General features: G+C 70.6%; 12 protein-coding genes and 2 pseudogenes. 5 read left to right on the forward strand and 9 right to left on the reverse strand.

Features of this window, described 5'->3' with window-relative positions:
- Positions 1-61: 61 nt before the first annotated feature.
- The 4 genes from StrepF001_RS28390 (at position 62) to StrepF001_RS28405 (ending at position 4,777) form a co-directional block, all read left to right on the forward strand.
- Positions 62-1,318 (forward strand): citrate synthase, encoded by a 1,257-nt coding sequence (locus StrepF001_RS28390; protein WP_129801058.1) that lies wholly within the window; start codon positions 62-64, stop codon positions 1,316-1,318.
- 54 nt (positions 1,319-1,372) lie between these two features.
- A complete protein-coding gene (locus StrepF001_RS28395; protein ID WP_129801059.1) occupies positions 1,373-2,332 on the forward strand; it encodes a sucrase ferredoxin in 960 nt (319 codons plus the stop codon).
- Between the two features lie 91 nt (positions 2,333-2,423).
- Positions 2,424-4,100: a sensor histidine kinase gene (locus StrepF001_RS28400; RefSeq protein ID WP_129801060.1), complete on the forward strand. Its 1,677-nt coding sequence runs from the start codon at positions 2,424-2,426 to the stop codon at positions 4,098-4,100.
- The gene (locus tag StrepF001_RS28405) at positions 4,097-4,777 is read left to right on the forward strand and encodes a response regulator (RefSeq protein WP_129801061.1); all 681 of its coding nucleotides are present in this window, start codon (positions 4,097-4,099) and stop codon (positions 4,775-4,777) included. The genes StrepF001_RS28400 and StrepF001_RS28405 overlap by 4 nt, the downstream gene beginning before the upstream one ends.
- A gap of 27 nt (positions 4,778-4,804) precedes the next feature.
- Here the strand turns inward: StrepF001_RS28405 and StrepF001_RS28410 are convergent, their stop codons facing one another.
- The 3 genes from StrepF001_RS28410 to StrepF001_RS28420 all read right to left on the reverse strand — a co-directional run bounded on the left by StrepF001_RS28410 (position 4,805) and on the right by StrepF001_RS28420 (position 9,189).
- Positions 4,805-6,397: a cation acetate symporter gene (locus tag StrepF001_RS28410; protein ID WP_129801062.1), complete on the reverse strand. Its 1,593-nt coding sequence runs from the start codon at positions 6,395-6,397 to the stop codon at positions 4,805-4,807.
- Entirely contained in the window at positions 6,394-6,933 is a 540-nt protein-coding gene (locus tag StrepF001_RS28415; protein ID WP_129801063.1) for a DUF485 domain-containing protein, read from the reverse strand. The genes StrepF001_RS28410 and StrepF001_RS28415 overlap by 4 nt, the downstream gene beginning before the upstream one ends.
- 132 nt (positions 6,934-7,065) lie before the next feature.
- Positions 7,066-9,189: a DNA topoisomerase IV subunit B gene (locus tag StrepF001_RS28420; RefSeq protein ID WP_129801064.1), complete on the reverse strand. Its 2,124-nt coding sequence runs from the start codon at positions 9,187-9,189 to the stop codon at positions 7,066-7,068.
- Between the two features lie 440 nt (positions 9,190-9,629).
- Between StrepF001_RS28420 and StrepF001_RS28425 the strand changes: the two genes are divergently transcribed.
- Positions 9,630-9,860: a hypothetical protein gene (locus tag StrepF001_RS28425; RefSeq protein WP_129801065.1), complete on the forward strand. Its 231-nt coding sequence runs from the start codon at positions 9,630-9,632 to the stop codon at positions 9,858-9,860.
- Between the two features lie 118 nt (positions 9,861-9,978).
- Here StrepF001_RS28425 and StrepF001_RS28430 read toward each other — a convergent pair whose 3' ends face one another.
- From StrepF001_RS28430 to StrepF001_RS28455, 6 genes and pseudogenes are all read right to left on the reverse strand, one after another.
- A complete protein-coding gene (locus tag StrepF001_RS28430) occupies positions 9,979-10,827 on the reverse strand; it encodes a serine protease (RefSeq protein ID WP_129801066.1) in 849 nt (282 codons plus the stop codon).
- A gap of 135 nt (positions 10,828-10,962) precedes the next feature.
- Positions 10,963-12,501 (reverse strand): RNA polymerase sigma factor, encoded by a 1,539-nt coding sequence (locus StrepF001_RS28435; RefSeq protein ID WP_129801067.1) that lies wholly within the window; start codon positions 12,499-12,501, stop codon positions 10,963-10,965.
- 482 nt (positions 12,502-12,983) lie between these two features.
- Positions 12,984-13,871 carry an FCD domain-containing protein gene (locus tag StrepF001_RS28440; RefSeq protein WP_129801068.1) on the reverse strand — a complete coding sequence of 296 codons (888 nt, stop codon included), beginning with the start codon at positions 13,869-13,871 and terminating at the stop codon, positions 12,984-12,986.
- A gap of 162 nt (positions 13,872-14,033) precedes the next feature.
- Positions 14,034-16,501, reverse strand: a pseudogene (locus StrepF001_RS28445) (ABC transporter ATP-binding protein).
- 134 nt (positions 16,502-16,635) lie between these two features.
- Positions 16,636-17,394, reverse strand: coding sequence for an NUDIX hydrolase (locus tag StrepF001_RS28450; protein ID WP_129801069.1), 759 nt, complete (start codon positions 17,392-17,394; stop codon positions 16,636-16,638).
- A gap of 254 nt (positions 17,395-17,648) precedes the next feature.
- Positions 17,649-18,838: pseudogene (locus tag StrepF001_RS28455) on the reverse strand (glycogen debranching protein); the annotation flags it as partial.
- Positions 18,839-19,128 lie beyond the last annotated feature (290 nt).

The following is a 19,128-nucleotide window of genomic DNA, read 5'->3' on the forward strand; positions in this document are numbered from 1 at the left end:
TGACTAATCACTGTCAATATTGACTCAATCAATGTGTCGTCCAGGCAGATACGGTGACCCAATGCGCGATCAAGAACCGGGCCCCGTCCGGCGGGAACAGCGGCTGAGCACCAAGGAGGCCGCCGAACTGCTCGGCGTGAAGCCCGAGACCGTGTACGCCTACGTGAGCCGCGGTCAGCTCAGCAGCGAACGCGTGCCCGGCGGCCGGGGCAGCACGTTCGACGCCGCCGAGGTGGAGGCGCTCGCTCGGCGCAACAGGCGGGAGACCGGAGGGAATTCGGGCACCGGCACCGACCTGGCCGTACGCACCCGCATCACGCTCATCGACAAGGACCGGTACTACTTCCGGGGTGTCGACGCGACCGAGCTCGCCACGCGCCACTCCTACGAGGAGATCGTCGAGTGGCTGTGGACCGGACACCTGCACCCGGGCGTCACTTTCGACGCACCCGAGGCAGCCGTCTCCGTCGCCCGCCGCGCCGTCGACGCCCTGCCCGAACACACCGGCGCCACCGACCGGCTGCGCGTCGCCGTGATCGCCGCGGCAACCGCGGACCCCCTGCGCTTCGACCTCTCCGAGGAAGCCGTGCTGGGTACGGCACGCGTGCTGATCCCCACCGTCGTCGCCGCACTCCCGCCCGTGCGGCGCGCCCCCCGCGACGAGGGCCCGCTGGCGCACCGTCTGTGGGCGCGGCTCAGCGGGCGGGACCCCGACGAGGCGTCGCTGCGCGCCCTGGACACCGCTCTCGGCCTGCTCGTCGACCACGACCTGGCCGCATCGACGCTCGCGGTGCGCGTGGCGGCGTCGGCCCGCGCACACGCCTACGCCGCCGTCTCCGCCGGGCTCGGCGTGATCGAGGGCCCCCTGCACGGGGCGGCCAGCGGGCTCGCCCATCGGATGCTGCTCGACGTTCTCGACCAGGGCGACGCGGCGCCCGTGGTCGCGGAGGAGCTCCGGGCCGGCCGCCGCATCCCGGGGCTCGGGCACCGGCTCTATACCGGCGAGGATCCACGCGCGCGTGCCCTGTTCCGCCTCCTGGAGGACATCCCCCAGGCAGCGCCCGCCCTGGCCGCCGCCCGGGACGTGGCGGCCACCGCCGCCCGTCACACCCCGCTGCACGCCAACGTCGACCTGGCACTGGCCGTGCTCACCACGTCCTGCGCGATGCCGGCCACGGCCGGGGAGACGATCTTCGCAGTGGCCCGTACGGCGGGCTGGATCGCCCACGCGCTGGAGGAGTACCGGGAGCGGCCGTTGCGGATGCGCCCCAGCGGGCACTACGTGGGCGCAAAGCCGCCGCAGCCCCTGCCTGAGTAGGACACGGACGGGGCCGGAAGTCACCCTGAACGAAGTCAGGTTAGGCTCACCTCTGTGAGTACGTGCGCGACCGTCTCGCGGGACTTCGACGAGCCCATTTCCGGAACCGCGGCCACAGCAAGGACCTGGCTCCTGCTGGAGCAGCCGGGTCCGTGGGGCGCCAGGGCGCTCACTTCGAGTCACTTGGACCCCGCACTGGGCCGAGCCCTGGAGGCGGCCGCCAAGGGCACGGGCGTACGGATCGCGCTCATCCGCCGTCCCGGGCGCCACGCCGACTGCGGCACGCCCGCGGTGCGCCGGCTGTACGCGGCCCACACCACACCGGGCAACGCGTGGCTGCACACGGCCACGACCGCCGACCCGGAGCGGTTGCTCGACCTCGACTTCGCCGCGCTCGGTTCGGGTGACCACCGCACCTTCGACACGGCGCTTCAAGGCCGTCCGCACACCGGCGGTCCGCTCGCGCTCGTCTGCACCAACGGCAAGCGCGACCGCTGCTGCGCCCTCCTCGGCCGTCCCCTCGCGACCGAGCTCGCCGCCTCCGGGGTGGGGGGCATCTGGGAGGTCACTCATCTGGGCGGTCATCGCTTCTCGCCGACCGTGCTCGTCCTGCCGTACGGCTACGCATACGGCCGCGCCGAGGCCCACACCGTCAAGAAGGTCCTGCACGGGGTCCAGGAGGGCCGGATCGTCCTGGAGGGGTGCCGCGGGAGCTCGGCCTGGGAACGGCCCGGTCAGGCTGCCGAGCTGGCCGTGCGTACGGCGGTGCACGAGTTTGCGGCGGACGCGCTGAGCGTCGTACGGACCGCGAACGCGGTACGGACGGACGGTGCGGCGCCTCGCTGGGAGGTGACCGTGGCGCATGCCGACGGACGCCACTGGCGGGTCGTGGTGGCCCAGGGCGCGTCCCTGCCGCCCCGCCCGGAGAGCTGCGGAACCTCGGTCCTCGGTGCCCCGGCGCGGATGGACGTGGTGGCCGTGCGCGAACTGAAACCGACGGCGCTCGCCGGCTGACCTCGCGTCCGGGCCGGCCCGGGCCGGCCCGGACGCGAGGTCCGCACCTCCCCTCTACGGCAGAACCGTTCCCCCACGTACCGTCATGGGTATGAGCCGGACTCACCCCATGCGCCGCCTGCGCCTCGGCCTGCCACGCCGGGTGTTCTCGCAGGTGCTGCTGATGCAGGTGGCGATCGCCGCGGGAGTCGCGGTGCTCGCCACCGGACTGTTCCTCGCACCGCTGAGTGACCAGCTGGACGACCAGGCCATGCGGCGAGCGCTCGCAATCGCGCAGACCACCGCGGCCCAGCCGCAGCTCGCCGAGGAGCTGCAGCGGACGCCCGCGACGGCCGACGGGCCGGTCCAGCGGGAGGCGGAACGGATCCGGAAGGCCACCAAGGCCGAGTACGTGGTGGTGATGGACCGGCGGGGCGTGCGCTGGTCGCACACCGAGCCCGCGGAGATCGGCAGGCACGTCTCGACGGACCCCAGCGAGGCGCTGGCCGGCCAGGAGGTCATGGAGATCGACGAGGGCACCCTGGGCCGTTCCGCGCGGGGGAAGGTGCCGTTGCGCGACGGCGACGGGGACATCGTCGGAGCCGTCTCGGTCGGTATCGCCTACGACAGTGTCCGCGCCCGGCTCATCCACGCGATCCCCGAGCTGCTGGCGTACGCCGGCGGTGCCCTGGCCGTCGGTGCGCTGGCCGCCTGGCTCATCTCCCGGCGGGTCCAGCGGCAGACCCGGGACCTGGCCTTCTCGGACATCGCGGGCCTGCTGGCGGAGCGCGAGGCGATGCTGCACGGCATCCGGGAGGGTGTCGTCGCGCTGGACCGCACCGGCCGCATCCGCCTGCTGAACGACGAGGCGCAGCGCCTGCTGGGGATCGGGAACCAGGCCGTGGGCCACTCCCCCGACGAGGCGCTCGGCGAGGGCCGTACGGCCGACGTGCTGGCCGGCCGGGTCACGGGCACCGACCTGCTCACCGTGCGCGGCCCGCGTGTCCTGGTGGCCAATCGCATGCCCACCGGCGACGGCGGCGCCGTGGCCACCCTGCGCGACCGCACCGAGCTGGAGGAGCTCGGCCGGGAGCTGGACTCCACGCGCGGCCTGATCGACGCCCTGCGCGCCCAGGACCACGAGTACGCCAACCGTATGCACACCCTCCTGGGGCTGCTCGAACTGGAGATGTACGACGACGCCGTGGAGTTCGCCGGAGAGGTCGTCGGCGCCCACCGGGACACTGCGGAACAGATCACCGAGAAGATCAAGGACCCGCTGCTGGCCGCCCTGCTGGTCGGCAAGGCGACCGTCGCCGCCGAGCGGGGCGTCGCGCTGAGCATCTCGGGCCGCAGCCGGCTCCCGGACCGGGTGATCGACGCCAGGGGGCTCGTCACGATCGTCGGCAACCTGGTGGACAATGCGCTCGACGCCGTCGCGGGCACGCCGCACGCGCGCGTGGAGGTCGAATTGCACGCCGAAGGGCGTACCGCGGTGCTCACGGTGCGGGACACGGGGCCCGGAGTTCCGCCGGAGCTGCGAGAGTTGATCTTCACCGAAGGGTGGTCCACGAAGCGGCCGCCGGCGCACCGGGAGCGGGGCATCGGGCTCGCCGTGGTCCGCAGGCTGGCGGAGCGCCACGGCGGGTCGGCCACCGTGGGCGAGGCGGTGGGCGGCGGCGCCGAGTTCATTGTCGTCCTGCCCGAGGCGCTGGCCGAACCGGACCCGGAACCGTCCCTCACCGTGCCATCAGGTCAACCGGCCGCCGCCGAGGAGGAGTCGCGATGATCGAGGTCCTGGTCGTGGACGACGACACCAGGGTCGCGCGGGTGAACGCCGCGTACGTCGAGAAGGTGCAGGGCTTTCGTGTCGCCGGGGAGGCGCACAGCGCGGCGGAGGCGTTGCGTCAGCTGGAGGCGCTGCCTCAGGTGGACCTGGTTCTCATGGACCACTACCTGCCCGACGAGACGGGTCTCGCGGTCGTGCAGGAGATGCGCCGACGCGGCCACCAGACGGATGTGATCATGGTCACGGCGGCTCGCGACATCTCGACGGTCCAGGCGGCGATGCGGCAGGGCGCGCTGCAGTACCTGGTGAAGCCGTTCGCCTTCGCAGGGCTGCGCGCCAAGCTGGAGGCGTACGCGGAGCTGCGCAGGACCCTCGACAGCGGTGGTGAGGCGGAACAGGCCGAGGTGGACCGCATCTTCGGCGCGCTGTCCGCGCCGTCGGAGCCGGATCTGCCCAAAGGGCACTCCCCCACCACCGCCGAGCTCGTACGGCAGTCCCTGATGAACGCCGAGGGCCCGCTGTCGGCCCAGGAGATCGCCGAACGGACCGGGGTGAGCCGTCAGACCGCTCAGCGCTATCTGAAGCTCCTGGAACGCACGGGACGGGCCACGCTGACCCTCAAGTACGGCGACGCGGGCCGCCCGGAGCACCGTTACGTGTGGGCGACCCGCACCTGAGGACACGGTCGGGAGGGGCTCCGGTTCCTAGACGGCACCCGCCCCGGTCAGGGACCGCACCTGGGTCTCCGCGTGCTTGGCCTCGTCCGGTGCCTCCGCCGAGGTGACCGTGCCGAGCCAGCCCGCGAGGAAGCCCAGGGGGATCGAGACGAGGCCCGGGTTCTGCAGCGGGAAGTACTGGAAGTTCAGGGCCGGGAACAGCGATTCGGGGCTGCCGGACACGACCGGTGACAGCAGCACGAGTGCCACGGCCGGGACGAGCCCGCCGTATACGGCCCACACCGCGCCTCGGGTGGTGAAGCCACGCCAGAACAGTGAGTAGAGCAGCACCGGCAGATTCGCGGACGCGGCGACGGCGAAGGCGAGCCCCACAAGGAAGGCGACGTTGAGGTCGCGAGCGAGGATGCCGAGCGCGATCGCGACCACGCCGATACCCACCGCGGCCGCCCGTGCGACGCTCACCTCGCTGCGCTGCTCGGCCTTCCGACGGCGCAGTGACGCGTACAGGTCATGGGCCACGGACGCCGAGGAGGCGAGCGTGACTCCGGCGACCACCGCGAGGATGGTGGCGAAGGCGACGGCGGCGACGATCGCGAAGAGAACCGTTCCTCCGGTGGAATCCGCGCCGCCGCCCAGGTCGAGTGCCAGCAGCGGAACCGCCGTGTTGCCGGCCGCGTTCGAGCTTCGTACCGCCCCAGGTCCCACGATCGCCGCCGCACCAAAACCGAGGACGATCGTCATCAGGTAGAAGCCGCCGATGAGCCCGATCGCCCACACGACCGAACGCCGCGCCGCCCGCGCGGTGGGCACGGTGTAGAACCGGGACAGAATGTGCGGCAGCCCGGCCGTGCCCAGCACCAGGGCGAGACCGAGGCTGATGAAGTCGAAACGGGCGGTCCAGTCCCCGCCGTACGTCAGCCCCGGCGCCAGGAACGCGTCCCCGTGACCGCTGCGCTCCGCCGCGGAGCGCAACAGGTGGTCGAAGTCACCGTGGAACCGCACCAGGACGAGCACGGTCAGGGCGATCGCGCCGCCCATCAGCAGGACCGCCTTCACGATCTGAATCCACGTGGTGGCCCGCATCCCTCCCAACGACACATAGATGACCATGAGCGCCCCGACACCGATGACAGTCCAGGACTGCGCCGCCTCGCTCGTCCTGCCCAGCAGCAGCGCGACCAGGCTGCCCGCACCCACCATCTGCGCCACCAGATACAGAACGGACACGGTGACGGAGGAAGTTCCCGCCGCGATCCGCACCGGCCGCTCCCGCATCCGCGCGGCGACGACGTCGGCCAGGGTGAACCTGCCGCAGTTGCGCACCAGCTCGGCGACCAGGAACAGCACCACGAGCCACGCCACCAGGAAGCCCACCGCGTACAGCAGCCCGTCGTAGCCGAAGAGCGCAATGAGCCCGGCGATGCCCAGGAAGGAGGCGGCCGACATGTAGTCGCCGGCGATGGCAAAACCGTTCTCCATGGGCGAGAAGAGACGTCCGCCCGCATAGAACTCCTCCGCCGAACCACGCCGGTTGCGGCTCACCCAGGCCGTGATCCCCAACGTGATGGCGACGAACCCGCTGAACAGCAGCAGCGCCAGCGTCTGATGATTTCCCGTCACGCCGCACCGCCTCGCACGCTGCGGGCCAGTTCCTGGGTCTCCCAGCGCAGTTCGAGCGCGGCCCGATCCCTGCGCAGGCGTGCATGCCGGGCGTACGCCCAGGTCAGCAGGAAGGTGCTGAGGAACTGCCCGAGCCCGGCCAGCATCGCCACGTTCACCGCGCCCACCACGGGACGGGCCATCAGCCCCGGAGCCGTCGTCGCCGCGACGACGTACGCCACGTACCAGACGAAGAAGCCGGCCACCGCCGGCACCACGAACCTCCGGTACCGGCTGCGCACCTCCTGAAAGGCAGCGCTGCGCTGCACCTCGAGGTAGACCTGGCCCGCGGCCACCGCCCCGTCCGAGGGCTCGGGCCCTCCCGTACGCGCCGCCGGAACGGGCGTCACCAGCTCCGCCGCGCCACCCGACTCGCCCCAGCCGGAGGCCAGGGCGTCGTACCAGGGATCGCCGTACAGGTAGCGATCCTCGGTCTTCTCGAACGGACTCTCGTGACCGGCCCCGCCTTCGCAGGAACGATCGTTGCTTGCGTGCATGCCCAAGCATGGACAGACCGGGAAGATCCCTGACTCTTCTTCTCTCTGCCCTTCACCCCATCAGGTGACCGAATCCGCTGCTGGAGCCGAGGACGACAGTCACCCGCCCCCGGCTCTGGTCCAGCGCACCGGTCACGCGTCGATACGCGACCGGTCCAGCGTCGCCGCCGAGTTGGAGATGAACTCCTTGCGCGGGGCGACGTCGTTGCCCATCAGCAGGTCGAACACCTGCTCCGCGGCCTCCAGGTCGGAGAGGTTGATCCGGCGCAGGGTGCGGTGGCGCGGGTCCATGGTCGTCTCGGCCAGCTGGTCGGCGTCCATCTCACCGAGACCCTTGTAGCGCTGGATCGAGTCCTTGTACCGGATGCCCTTGCTCTGGAACTCCATGAGCTTGTCGCGCAGCTCACGGTCCGAGTACGTGTAGACGTACTTGTCCTGGCCCTTCTTGGGCTGGATGACCTCGATCCGGTGCAGCGGCGGCACCGCGGCGAACACCCGGCCCGCCTCGACCATGGGCCGCATGTAGCGCTGGAACAGCGTCAGGAGCAGGCAGCGGATGTGGGAGCCGTCCACATCGGCGTCGGTCATCATGATGATCTTGCCGTAGCGGGCCGCGTCGATGTCGAACGTCCGGCCCGACCCCGCTCCTATGACCTGGATGATCGCGCCGCACTCGGCGTTCTTGAGCATGTCCGTGACGGACGACTTCTGGACGTTGAGGATCTTGCCGCGGATCGGCAGAAGCGCCTGGAACTCGGAGTTCCGGGCGAGCTTGGCAGTGCCGAGCGCGGAGTCTCCCTCGACGATGAAGAGCTCACTTCGGTCCACGTCGTCACTGCGGCAGTCGGCGAGCTTGGCGGGCAGCGACGAGGACTCCAGTGCCGTCTTGCGGCGCTGCGCGTCCTTGTGCTGGCGGGCGGCGATGCGGGTGCGCGCGGCGGCGACGACCTTCTCCAGCACCACGCGGGCCTGCTGGGCGGCGTCCCGCTTGGTGGCGGTGAGGAAGGCCTTGAGCTCCTTGGAGACCACGTTGTTCACGATGCGACGGGCCGCCGAGGTGCCGAGCACCTCCTTGGTCTGCCCCTCGAACTGCGGCTCGGCGAGGCGGACGGTGACCACCGCAGTGAGGCCCTCCAGAGCGTCGTCCTTGACGACGTCGTCCTCGGCGACGCGGAGCAGCTTCTTGGCGCGCAGCACCTCGTTCACCGTCTTGGTGACGGCCTGCTCGAAGCCGGCGACATGGGTGCCGCCCTTGGGCGTGGCGATGATGTTGACGAACGACCTGACGGTCGTGTCGTAGCCGGTCCCCCAGCGGAGTGCGACGTCGACACCCAGCTCGCGGGTGACCTCGGTGGGAGTCATCTGGCCGTGCTCGTCGAGGACGGGGACGGTCTCCTTGAAGGTGCCGTGTCCGGTCAGGCGGAGGATGTCGCAGACCGGCTTGTCGGTGGCCAGGAACTCGCAGAACTCGCTGATGCCGCCGTCGAAACGGAAGGACTCCTCACCCTTGCTGCCGCCCTCGCCGAGGCCGTACTCGTCCCGGACAACGATCGTCAGGCCGGGCACCAGGAACGCGGTCTGGCGCGCGCGCTGATGCAGGTTCTCCAGGGAGAGCTTGGCGTCCTTGAGGAAGATCTGGCGGTCGGCCCAGTACCGCACGCGCGTGCCGGTGCGGGTCTTGGGGATCTTCTTCGCCTTGCGCAGGCCGCCCTCGGGCTCGAACTTCGCGTCCGGTCCCAGCGCGGCGAAGGCGCCGGGAACGCCCCGCCGGAAGCTGATGGAGTGGGTGTGGCCGCCGCGGTCGACCTCGACGTCCAGCCGGGCGGACAGGGCGTTCACGACAGAGGCGCCGACGCCGTGCAGGCCGCCGGAGGCCGCGTACGAGCCGCCGCCGAACTTTCCGCCGGCGTGCAGCTTGGTCATGACGACCTCGACACCGGAGAGGCCGGTCTTGGGCTCGACGTCGACCGGGATGCCCCGGCCGTTGTCCCGCACCTCCACCGAGCCGTCGTCGTGCAGGATCACCTCGATGTGGTCGCAGTACCCGCCGAGGGCCTCGTCCACGGAGTTGTCGATGATCTCCCACAGGCAGTGCATCAGGCCACGGCTGTCCGTGGAGCCGATGTACATGCCAGGTCGCTTGCGAACGGCCTCCAGCCCCTCCAGGACGAGCAGGTGCCGCGCGGTGTAGTTGGAACCGTCCCGGTCTGCTCCTGCCAGCAGCGCTGTGGACGGCACGGACGTTTCGGCGGTCACGCGGTTCGCTCCTCGCTGAATTTCATTGGGGCCCATCTGGGTAAGGGCACGGCTTCGGTTGCCGCTCAGAGGGTACCGAGGCCTGGTAGAGCCGTTGTAACGCCACCCTCGCTCCGAACTCAGACTAGTCCAGAGTCGCATACACGTTCGATCCCTCGATGGAGTGAAGCACACATCACGTTCCCTTCGAGGCATGAACCATTTAGGCTCCGGGCACGTCCTCATGAACAAACCGGCAAGCCAGCCGGGAGGACCGACACCGACAGACTGCGCGAACCCGTAAGACACATAGACACGTAATACGGCACATTCGCCGCCAACCGGCAGCAGACAGCCGCCTCGGAAAAATTTTTCGAGGAAAAGCCGCGAGCGGGAACGTTTTCGGGCTGGTTGGATGTTGACCCTGGTACGACAGCTCGTCGAGCTAGAGAAGAGGCGACGTGACTACTGTTCTGACCCCCGCGAGCCCGCTGACGGCCGCTGATCGCTGCGACCGCTGCGGCGCCCAGGCGTACCTGCGCGTGGTCCTGCTCAGCGGCGGAGAACTGCTCTTCTGCGCCCACCACGGCCGCAAGTTCGAGCCGGAACTCAAGAAGATCGCCGCTGAGATACAGGACGAGACGGAACGCCTCACCACCGTTCCGGGCAACGCTACCGAAGAAGAGCGCTGACCCTCCGTCCACGACGAGCCAGCCCGATACAGGCCGGTGACCGGGCGGCCGCCCCTGCTGTCAGGGTCGGCCGCCCGTCCTCGTCCCAGGCGGTCCCGCTCGGGCTCCGCCAGAGCCCCTACTTCGTCTTTTGTGCGGCGCTCTTCCAGCCCAGCCTCCGGACGACGTCGGACACCCGCGTGTAGACGCCCGGGCTGCCGGCCCGTCCGCAGCCGCTCCCCCAGGACACAAGCCCGATCAGCTTGCCCTGGGCGACCAGCGGCCCCCCACTGTCCCCCTGGCAGGCATCCCGGCCGCCCACCTTCTCCCCCGCACACACCATGGCCTCGGCCAGATACGCACCGCCGCCCACGCCGGGGTAGGCCTCCTCGCAAAGGGTGTCGGGCAGTACATGCACGCGTGCGGCCCGCAGTCCGGCGGCGTAGTCCCCGGCCCCTGTGACATCACCCCAGCCGTAGACCATGGCGCCGGTACCGGCTTCGTATGCCGGATCGCCCGCGGCGGCCATGCCCATGACCGCGCCGCGCGGCAACGACTCGGCGAGGGTGAGCACGGCGAAGTCCCCGGCGTTGCTTTCACTGTCGTACTTCGGATTCACCCAGCTTTCGCGTATGGGGATCTCCCGGCCCTCGGCCGAGCGCAGATCCGTACGCCCCGTTATGACCTTCAGGTCGCGCGTCTGCTCCAGCGGTGCCCCCAGCGCGTCCTCGGAAAGACAGTGGGCCGCGGTGAGGACGGTCTTCGGGCCGACCGCCACAGCGCCGCAGAACTGTCCCGACCGCGTACCCCCGAACCGGTCATGGCTGGACAGGGCCACCACCCAGGGGCTCTCGGAGGCATCGACCGGGAAGCCGCCCACGACAATGCCGTCTGCGGCCGCCGGGGCGACGGAGGCCAGCGGTATCGCGGACAGGGCGGCCGCCAGAACGAGCGGCCGGGCCAGCGCACGGACAAAGGGACGACGCATGCGTACTCCTCACTCCGGGGTGCTCATGGGAAACCCAGAGTGATCCAGCAGACGGAGCGCCGCACCCGCTCCGCCCCACGTCGAAGGCCCGGCACCCCGAGGGGTGCCGGGCCTTCGACGTCGTACTACCGCGACCTAGTCGAGGTAGTCCCGCAGCACCTGCGAACGCGACGGGTGGCGGAGCTTCGACATGGTCTTGGACTCGATCTGGCGGATGCGCTCACGCGTGACGCCGTACACCTTGCCGATCTCGTCGAGGGTCTTCGGCTGACCGTCGGTGAGACCGAAGCGCATCGAGACGACGCCCGCCTCGCGCTCCGACAGGGTGTCGAGGACGGAGTGCAGCTGCTCCTGCAGGAGCGTGAAGCTGACCGCGTCAGCCGGGACCACGGCCTCGGAGTCCTCGATGAGGTCACCGAACTCGCTGTCGCCGTCCTCGCCCAGCGGGGTGTGCAGGGAGATGGGCTCGCGGCCGTACTTCTGGACCTCGATGACCTTCTCCGGGGTCATGTCGAGCTCCTTGGCCAGCTCCTCCGGGGTGGGCTCGCGGCCCAGGTCCTGGAGCATCTGGCGCTGCACGCGCGCGAGCTTGTTGATGACCTCGACCATGTGCACCGGGATACGGATGGTGCGGGCCTGGTCGGCCATGGCGCGGGTGATCGCCTGACGGATCCACCAGGTGGCGTACGTGGAGAACTTGTAGCCCTTGGTGTAGTCGAACTTCTCGACCGCGCGGATCAGACCGAGGTTGCCCTCCTGGATGAGGTCCAGGAAGAGCATGCCGCGGCCGGTGTAGCGCTTGGCCAGGGAGACCACCAGACGGAGGTTGGCCTCCAGGAGGTGGTTCTTGGCGCGGCGGCCGTCCTCGGCGATGATCTCCAGCTCGCGCTTGAGCTTGGGCGCGAGCTTGTCGGAGTTGGCGAGCTTGTCCTCGGCGAAGAGACCCGCCTCGATGCGCTTGGCCAGCTCGACCTCCTGCTCGGCGTTGAGCAGGGGGACCTTTCCGATCTGCTTGAGGTAGTCCTTGACCGGGTCGGCGGTGGCACCGGCTGCGGCGACCTGCTGGGCGGGAGCGTCGTCCTCGTCCTCGTCGGACAGCACGAAGCCGGCGCTCTCGGCACCCTCGGGCTCCTCCGCGCCGCCCTTGGCCTCCTCGAGCACCTCCTCCTCGATGAGCTCGGCGTCGTCCTTCTTGGCGGCGGTCTTCTTCACGGGCGCCGCCTTCTTGGCGACGGTCTTCTTGGCGGCCGCCTTCTTGGCGGTCGTCTTCTTGGCAGCGGCCTTCTTCGCAGGCGCTGTTTCCTCGGCCGGATCGTCGACGGCAGGCGCGGCGGGGGCAGCCGTGGAGGCGGTGGCCTTGCCGGCCGCCACCGTCTTCGCCGCGACCGTCTTGGTGGCCGTGCGCTTGGCCGGACTCTTCGCTGCGACGCTCTTGCGGGTGCGCTTGGGCTCTGCGGCACTGACCATCAGCGTCACACCCTCTTCCTCGAGGATCTGGTTGAGGCTGCGCAGTACGTTCTTCCACTGAGTGGCCGGAATCTGGTCGGCTTCGAAGGCCCGACGCACGTCATCGCCGGCGATCTGCCCCTCAGCCTTTCCCCGCTCAATGAGCGCCATGACAGAGACGGACTCGGCGATCTCCGGCGGGAGCGTACGGGATGTGCTGGCCGACACGAACAACCTCTCGGAATGTTGGAAAACGACTTCGGCCCCGTCCACGGCGGACAGGAGCCGACCGCCGACTGGGGATGGCCGACGGCGCGGGCGGGGGCCGGGAAGATGCACAGCGCCATGAATGGCGTCCGTATTCCCTCCGCGGCTGTCACCTCTTAGGTCATCGCGGTGCCGCCGCGAGCGTTACGCCCAATCTGCGTGGCCCGAGTCACACCACGTAAGCGCTCAAAAACGGTCAGACACAGACAGAGGAGGACGCCTGGGAGCGCAGAGAGGTCGCCCAGTGGGTGGCCGCGACCGGGCATCACCCTCAGGGCGTCACCGCGCCGTGCGCACCGTCGGGCCTCAAGGCCTCACCGCGTCGCGCCGTCGGACCCCGCGGATCGAGAAGGATCCTGCGGGGTCCGACGGAGGACGGCGCGCCGGCCGAGCGATGCCGGGGAAGGAAACACCTTTCGGCCGCGACGCCCCGCGGTATGCGGTCAGTGCTCGCGCGGGGCGGGCACCACGCGCTCCACCTCGGGGTGGACGGTGAGCAGCTGCCGCATCGCCGCCTCGGCCGCGGCACCATCGCCGGCGGCCAGGGCGTCGACGATGCGGCCATGGTGGGCCAGGGAGCTCTCGTTCGGCCGGTCACAGCCTGTGGCAGGACCGCCCGACACCTGGAGGGCGGCGGAGACGATGCCGGAGAGGTGCTCCAGCATGCGGTTGCCCGCGACCTGGATGAGCAGCGAGTGGAACTCGGCGTCGGCGCGAGCGAAGGTGAGCGCGTCACCTCGCCCCAGGGCGTGGCCCATGATCTCCACCATGTCGGCCAGCCGCTGCTGGACGTCCTCGCGTCCGTGCCCGGCGGCGAGCCGCGCGGCGAGCGGTTCGATCGTCCACCGTAGCTCGCTCAGCTCACGATGCTGATCGTCACGCTGCGGCCCGAAGGCCCGCCATTCGATGATGTCGGGGTCGAGCAGGTTCCAGTCACTGACGGGACGCACGCGCGTGCCCACATTGGGGCGGGCACTGACCAGGCCCTTGGCCTCCAGGACGCGGAGCGACTCACGGACGACAGTGCGGGAGACTTCGAAGCGCTGGCCGATCTCCTCGGGCACCAGCGGACGGTCGGCCCCGAGGTCGCCCGAGACGATCATCTGGCCCAGCTGCTGGACGAGTTGGCCGTGCAGTCCGCGCCCGCGGCTGCCCGCGGCGCGCCGGCCCGCACGGCCCAGCTCGGGGTCCGCGCCCTCCCAGGCGGGGGCGCCGACGCGGTCGGGGGCAGGGGCCTCGGCGTAGGGGTAGCGGTCGGCTTCGCCCGGGCCGGAGAGGCCGGAGTCTGCGGAGCGGGCGGGGGTCATCATGGTGTGCGCAAGGGTACTCACGGATCCTTTGTCGGCGCCCTCTTCAACTGCCTTGAGGTCTTTGGTGAAAAGCACACGAAAGGGTGATCGCTCACCCCGTCGCAATTGACGCCTTATCGGAAAGAAATGGGCTTTCCCGAGGGAGTTGTGCACAGTCCGGGACCGGAAGGGTGCGGACGGTGTTCATCGGGCCCTGCTCCGTAGGGTCGTGAGCAGAAACGCGCAGAGCAGGGCGGTCAGAGACAATGTCAGGGCGCCGCCCACGGGTTGGGCAATCACCCGGGCCAAGGCGGACAGATAGCGCTCTCCGCCGAAGGGCCACTGCAGCAGGAACAGCTCGCGCGCCCGCATGGGAAGACCGGCCGCGGTCCGCACGGAAGGCCCCTCGAAGGCCTTTTGTACGAGGGGTACGACGACAATCGGCACGGCGACCACCGCGGCAAGCCCGCCCGCTGTGGACCGGAAGACGCCGGCGGCCAGCACACCGGCCCAGGCACATCCCACCGTGAGCCCGAGCCAACTTGCGGTCAGGGAGAGCCAGTCCGAGGGAACCTGCACGAGCTCCCGTCCGTATACGAGATAGAGCACTTCGGCGTCGCAGCCCAATGTGAGGACGGCCAGGATCAGCGCAGTGGCCGCGGAGACGAGGAGCTTGGCGGCGAGCAGCCCCAACCGGCGGGGCACCGTGCCGCGGTCCGCCGCCAGTGCGGGGTAGCGGAACTCGTCTCCGAAGGCCAGCGCCCCGAGCAGGCCCGCACCGAGCGCCGCGGGCGGCAGCGGCACCTCCTGCGGCCATGCGGCGAGGAGGCGTGCCTGTGGTGTGTGTCCGACGCCGGCGAGAAATACAGCGGTCAGTGCGGACACGACAAGTACGACGGCCCCGGTGACAAATCCGGTACTCACTCCGGCGGCCCGCCGCAGCTCGTATCGCAGAGGGCGGAGAGGGCTGGGAGCTGGGCGGACGGAGATGGGGGGTGGGAGCGGAGGGAGGGCGTCGGGGATACGCGGGGCGTTTGGGGCGGGGTGGGCGGGCAAGGGGGCCGGGTCGGTGGCGGCCGAGGCGGGGCGAGCGGCGGGTGGAGGGCGATGGCAGTAGGGGGTGGGGTGAGCGGGTTGCTTCGCGGAGGGCGTGACCACGGAGGCGGGGGTTGTGACTCCGGCCTGTCGACGCTCGGGTGCGGTGAGTGGTTGGTCGTCGGGGTGGGTCGGCAGGCGACGTGCGGGCTGCGCCTGGGAAGCCGCGGCATCCGCGCCGGGGGCCGCGACCGAGTCCGCTCCGTGGTCGGCGTCGCGTGTGGCGTGTGGCCGGCCGAGGGGGACGTCGCAGCGTGGGACGTGGCGACCGTGCCCTGGGAAGCCGCGGCATCCGACCGAGGGCCGGGACCGAGTCCACGCCATGGTCGGCGTCGGCGTGCGGGGTGTGGCCGGCCGAGAGGGACGCCGTGGCGTGGGACGTGGCGACCGTGCCCTGGGAAGCCGCGGCATCCGACCGAGGGCCGGGACCGAGTCCGCGTCGGGGTCGGCGTCGGCGTGGGGCGTTGCGGCGTGGGCGTGGTGCTGCCCGACGAGGGGGTGGTGGCGGGCGTTGTCGCCGGAGTCGCATCGGGAGGCGTTTTGTCGACAGTTGCCGAGTGCGTGGCAGTGCGGCTGCGTGACGCCTCGTCAGGTCCTTGCGGAAGGTGGGCCGTCCAGCGTGTCTCCGAGCCGGGCCTTTCCGCGGTGGCCGACCGCTCATGGACCGTCTGCGGCCCCTCCGGAGCGGCCGCTCCCGCGCCCGGCCCCATGTCCCCGATCTCGTCGGCGAGTTGGAGCACGAGGATGCCGTGCCGGTACGCCGTCTCACCGACGTCGGCGCAGGTGCTGCCGTACACGGAAAGGCGATTGCCACGTTCCTGTACGACCTCGACGGAGCGCTGCGCCGTCCGGGCCTCCCTGGTGAGCAAGGCGGCGAGCCGGGCGGACTGCGGACTGCGAACGGCGACACGTGGCCGCAGCCGGGTACGGGCGAACTCGGTCGCCTCCTGGTCGGCGACGAGCCTGCCCCGCTCCAGCGTGACGACGCGGTCCACGGTGCGCGCGGCCTCCTTGGGGTCGGCCGTGGTGACCAGGACCGTACCGCCCTGGCCCGCGTGCGCGCGCAGCATGCCGTACAGCCAGCGGCTCTCACGCGCCGAGAGTCCGTCGGAGGGCTCGTCGAGCACGAGAGTGTGGGGATCGGACAACAGGGCGCAGGCCAGGCCGAGCCGACGGTCCATGCCTCGGGAGAGCGTGCCGAGTCGTTCCTCGCTCAGGCTGACGAGACCGACCACCTCGAGGACTTCGTCGGCACGCCGGACCGAGATCCCGGCGGCGGCGCACAGCATCCTCAGGTGACTGCGTACCGTTCGGCCCGGGTGTCCCGGCACATCACCCAGCAGGACACCGACTTCGCGCGAGGGATGAGCGATGCGATGGAGCGGGCGGCCTCTGAAGTAGGTGACTCCGCGACCCTGTTGGAGTTCGAGCATCAGTCTGAGCGCGGTCGTCTTACCCGCGCCAGGGTCGCCGAGCAGCGCGGTGACGCAGCCGGCGCGCGCTTCGAAGGAGACGTCGTCGACGGCAGGCGGAAGGCCTTTGCGGGAATTGCTGGTCAGTCCGAATGCCTGGATCACCTGTAGCAAGATAGCGGGCCATTTAGGATTTTTCGGGCATCAATGGCTCCAGTACACGAGCGTGATCGGATGGATCAACCTGTGTTGGCCCTTCCGTGCACCTCCGGTCGGCTGCCCATTGGCTGGAGCCGGCGTCACACCTCGGGACGCAGCATCGGCGGGTTCAGGAGTGTGGCACCGCCCGCGCGGAAGAGCTGGGCCGGACGGCCGCCCTGACGTGTGGTCGTACCCCCGGTGGGGACGAGGAAGCCGGGCGTGCCCGTCACCTTGCGGTGGAAGTTGCGGGGATCGAGCGCCACACCCCAGACAGCCTCGTAGACGCGGCGCAGCTCGCCGACGGTGAACTCGGGCGGGCAGAACGCCGTGGCCAGGGACGAGTACTCAATCTTGGACCGGGCGCGCTCCACACCGTCCGAGAGGATCTGGGCGTGGTCGAAAGCGAGTGGGGCCACCGGTTCGCCGTCGCGGCCGTAGCCGCCCTGTTGCAGCAGTTCCTCGACCGGTGCCCAGCGCGCGTTGCTGGCGTCGCCGCCGGCGCGCGGTGCGGGCAGGTCGGGGGCCAGCGCGAGATGGGCGACGCTGACCACACGCATCCGGGGGTCCCGCTTGGGGTCGCCGTACGTCGCGAGCTGTTCCAGATGAGCGCCGTTGTCCTGGGCAGGGACGGACGGATCATGGACGCGCAGCCCCGTCTCCTCGGCAAGCTCGCGCGCGGCGGCCTGGGCCAGATCCTCGTCGGCCCGTACGAAGCCGCCGGGAAGCGCCCAGCGCCCCTGGAACGGGGGCTCGCCCCTGCGTACCGCCAGCGCACACAGAGCATGGCGGCGCACGGTCAGCACGACCAGGTCCACGGTGACGGCAAAGGGCGGAAAGGCTGACGGGTCGTAGGGCATGTCGCGATCATAGTCGTCTGCCTGACGATAAACACTCCCTTCGTCGGCCGCATCGACGGCTGGTCCGGATCCGTGCAGCAGGGGTCTCCCGCAGCTCCCGGCCGTCGTGTGCGGACGCATCATTCGAGGTCACGGTCGTTGACGTGCGGATCGCACGCCTGGTCGCCGCACGGGGTCACAGAGCCGACCGCCGCACTGCGTCGCGCCCTCCATCGGCGCGCAGAGTCACCTACACTCACCATCGCGGCACCAGGTCACACCCCCAACTGCAGCCCGTCGGCCGCCTCCTCGACCATGGCGAGGCCGAGGCCACTGACCCGTACGGAGAAGGGGGCCTCCGCGAGCCGCAGTCCCGTCAGTCCGAGCTCGCCGAGCGGCGCGCTGGGAACGGGACGCAGTGTGACGGCGCCCGCCGGGGCATCGGGACGGATGCCGACGAGGGTGGTGAACAGCAGGGCAGCTGATGCCGCCGCCGTGGCTGCGGGGCGGCAGGCAGCGGGGTGGGGAAGCGGAACGCTCCCGTTGGTTCGCTGTTCTCCGGCGTACATCTCGGGCAGCCGGTAGCCGAAGGCCTCGGCCGCCGCGAGGATGCCTCGTAGCAGCGAACTCGCCTCCTTCTCATCTCCGGCGACAGCCTGGCCGCGACAGCGACAGCCGTCTCGTGGACCCGTACGGCGCCGCCGCGGTGGCCGAACGGGTTGTAGCCCGCTTCCCGGACGCCCAGTCCGCGCAGCCCCCAGCGCCGGGCTGCCGAGGAGTCGGGCCAGCTGTTCGGTCTGGACTCGGTCGAGCAGCCCGGGCGCTCGCTCTCCCCCACCCAGCAGGCCGGTGTCGAGCAGGTGGACGGCGGTTGCCCCGAGGTGCGGCACAGAGCGACCGTCCGGCGTGCGGGCGGCTGCCGACCCGCCGCCCCGAGCCCGTCGAGCCAGAAATCCTTCCGGAAGGCCGACCTCAGCGCCCGGGCCCGCTCCCGCAACCCGGCGCCGCCCGGTCTGGCGCACGCGTCGAGCAGGTCGGCACCGAGCAGAGCGGCACGGTGGGCATGCGCCTGTGTCTCGGGACGTACGGGACCACCGGGCTGCGGGTCGCACAGGAATGTGCCGTCGCCCACCGTGGTCCGCAGCCAGGCGAGGCAACGTTCTGCCGTCGGCAGCAGCTCTTCCGTTTCGTTCTCCGCAGTCCCCAGCGACGGGCCTCCGCGAGCAACACGGGGAAGAAACAGCGTGGCCTCGGTGCCGGTGCAGCCCGGCGGCAAGTGCTCGCCGGTATCCCGGCGCGGCCCGGGAATCATTCCGGCCTGCCAGCCAGAGCCCCCGAGTTGTGCGCGGGCGACCGAGCGCGACGTGCCCGCTGCGAGCCGGATGCCGAGTGGCAGCGTCATCCGAGCTGCGGCCAGGGCATCGGCCGACGTCAGACCACAGCGCCACGACGCCCCGGCTGCGAGGTATGGCCTGGATCGTGGACTAGGGCGGTACGCGCCCCTGGAAGGTTGACGTAGGCGGTGCCGGATCCTGCACCGTGAACTTGGGCGGTACCAGAACCTGCACCGTAGACCTGGACAGCACCGGACCTTGGACCATGGAGGACTGCACCGGCTTCTGCACGATCGACTGATGCGATACCGAGCCGTGGGCCGCGAACCGAGGCGGAGCCGAGCCCTGGACCGTTGGCTCGCGGTGCCCGACCACGTCTGTGCGCGATGCCGGGTCCATGCACCGATCCGGCGTGTCGCGA

Source organism: Streptomyces sp. F001 (assembly GCF_004187715.1).
GTDB lineage: Bacteria > Actinomycetota > Actinomycetes > Streptomycetales > Streptomycetaceae > Streptomyces > Streptomyces flavusporus.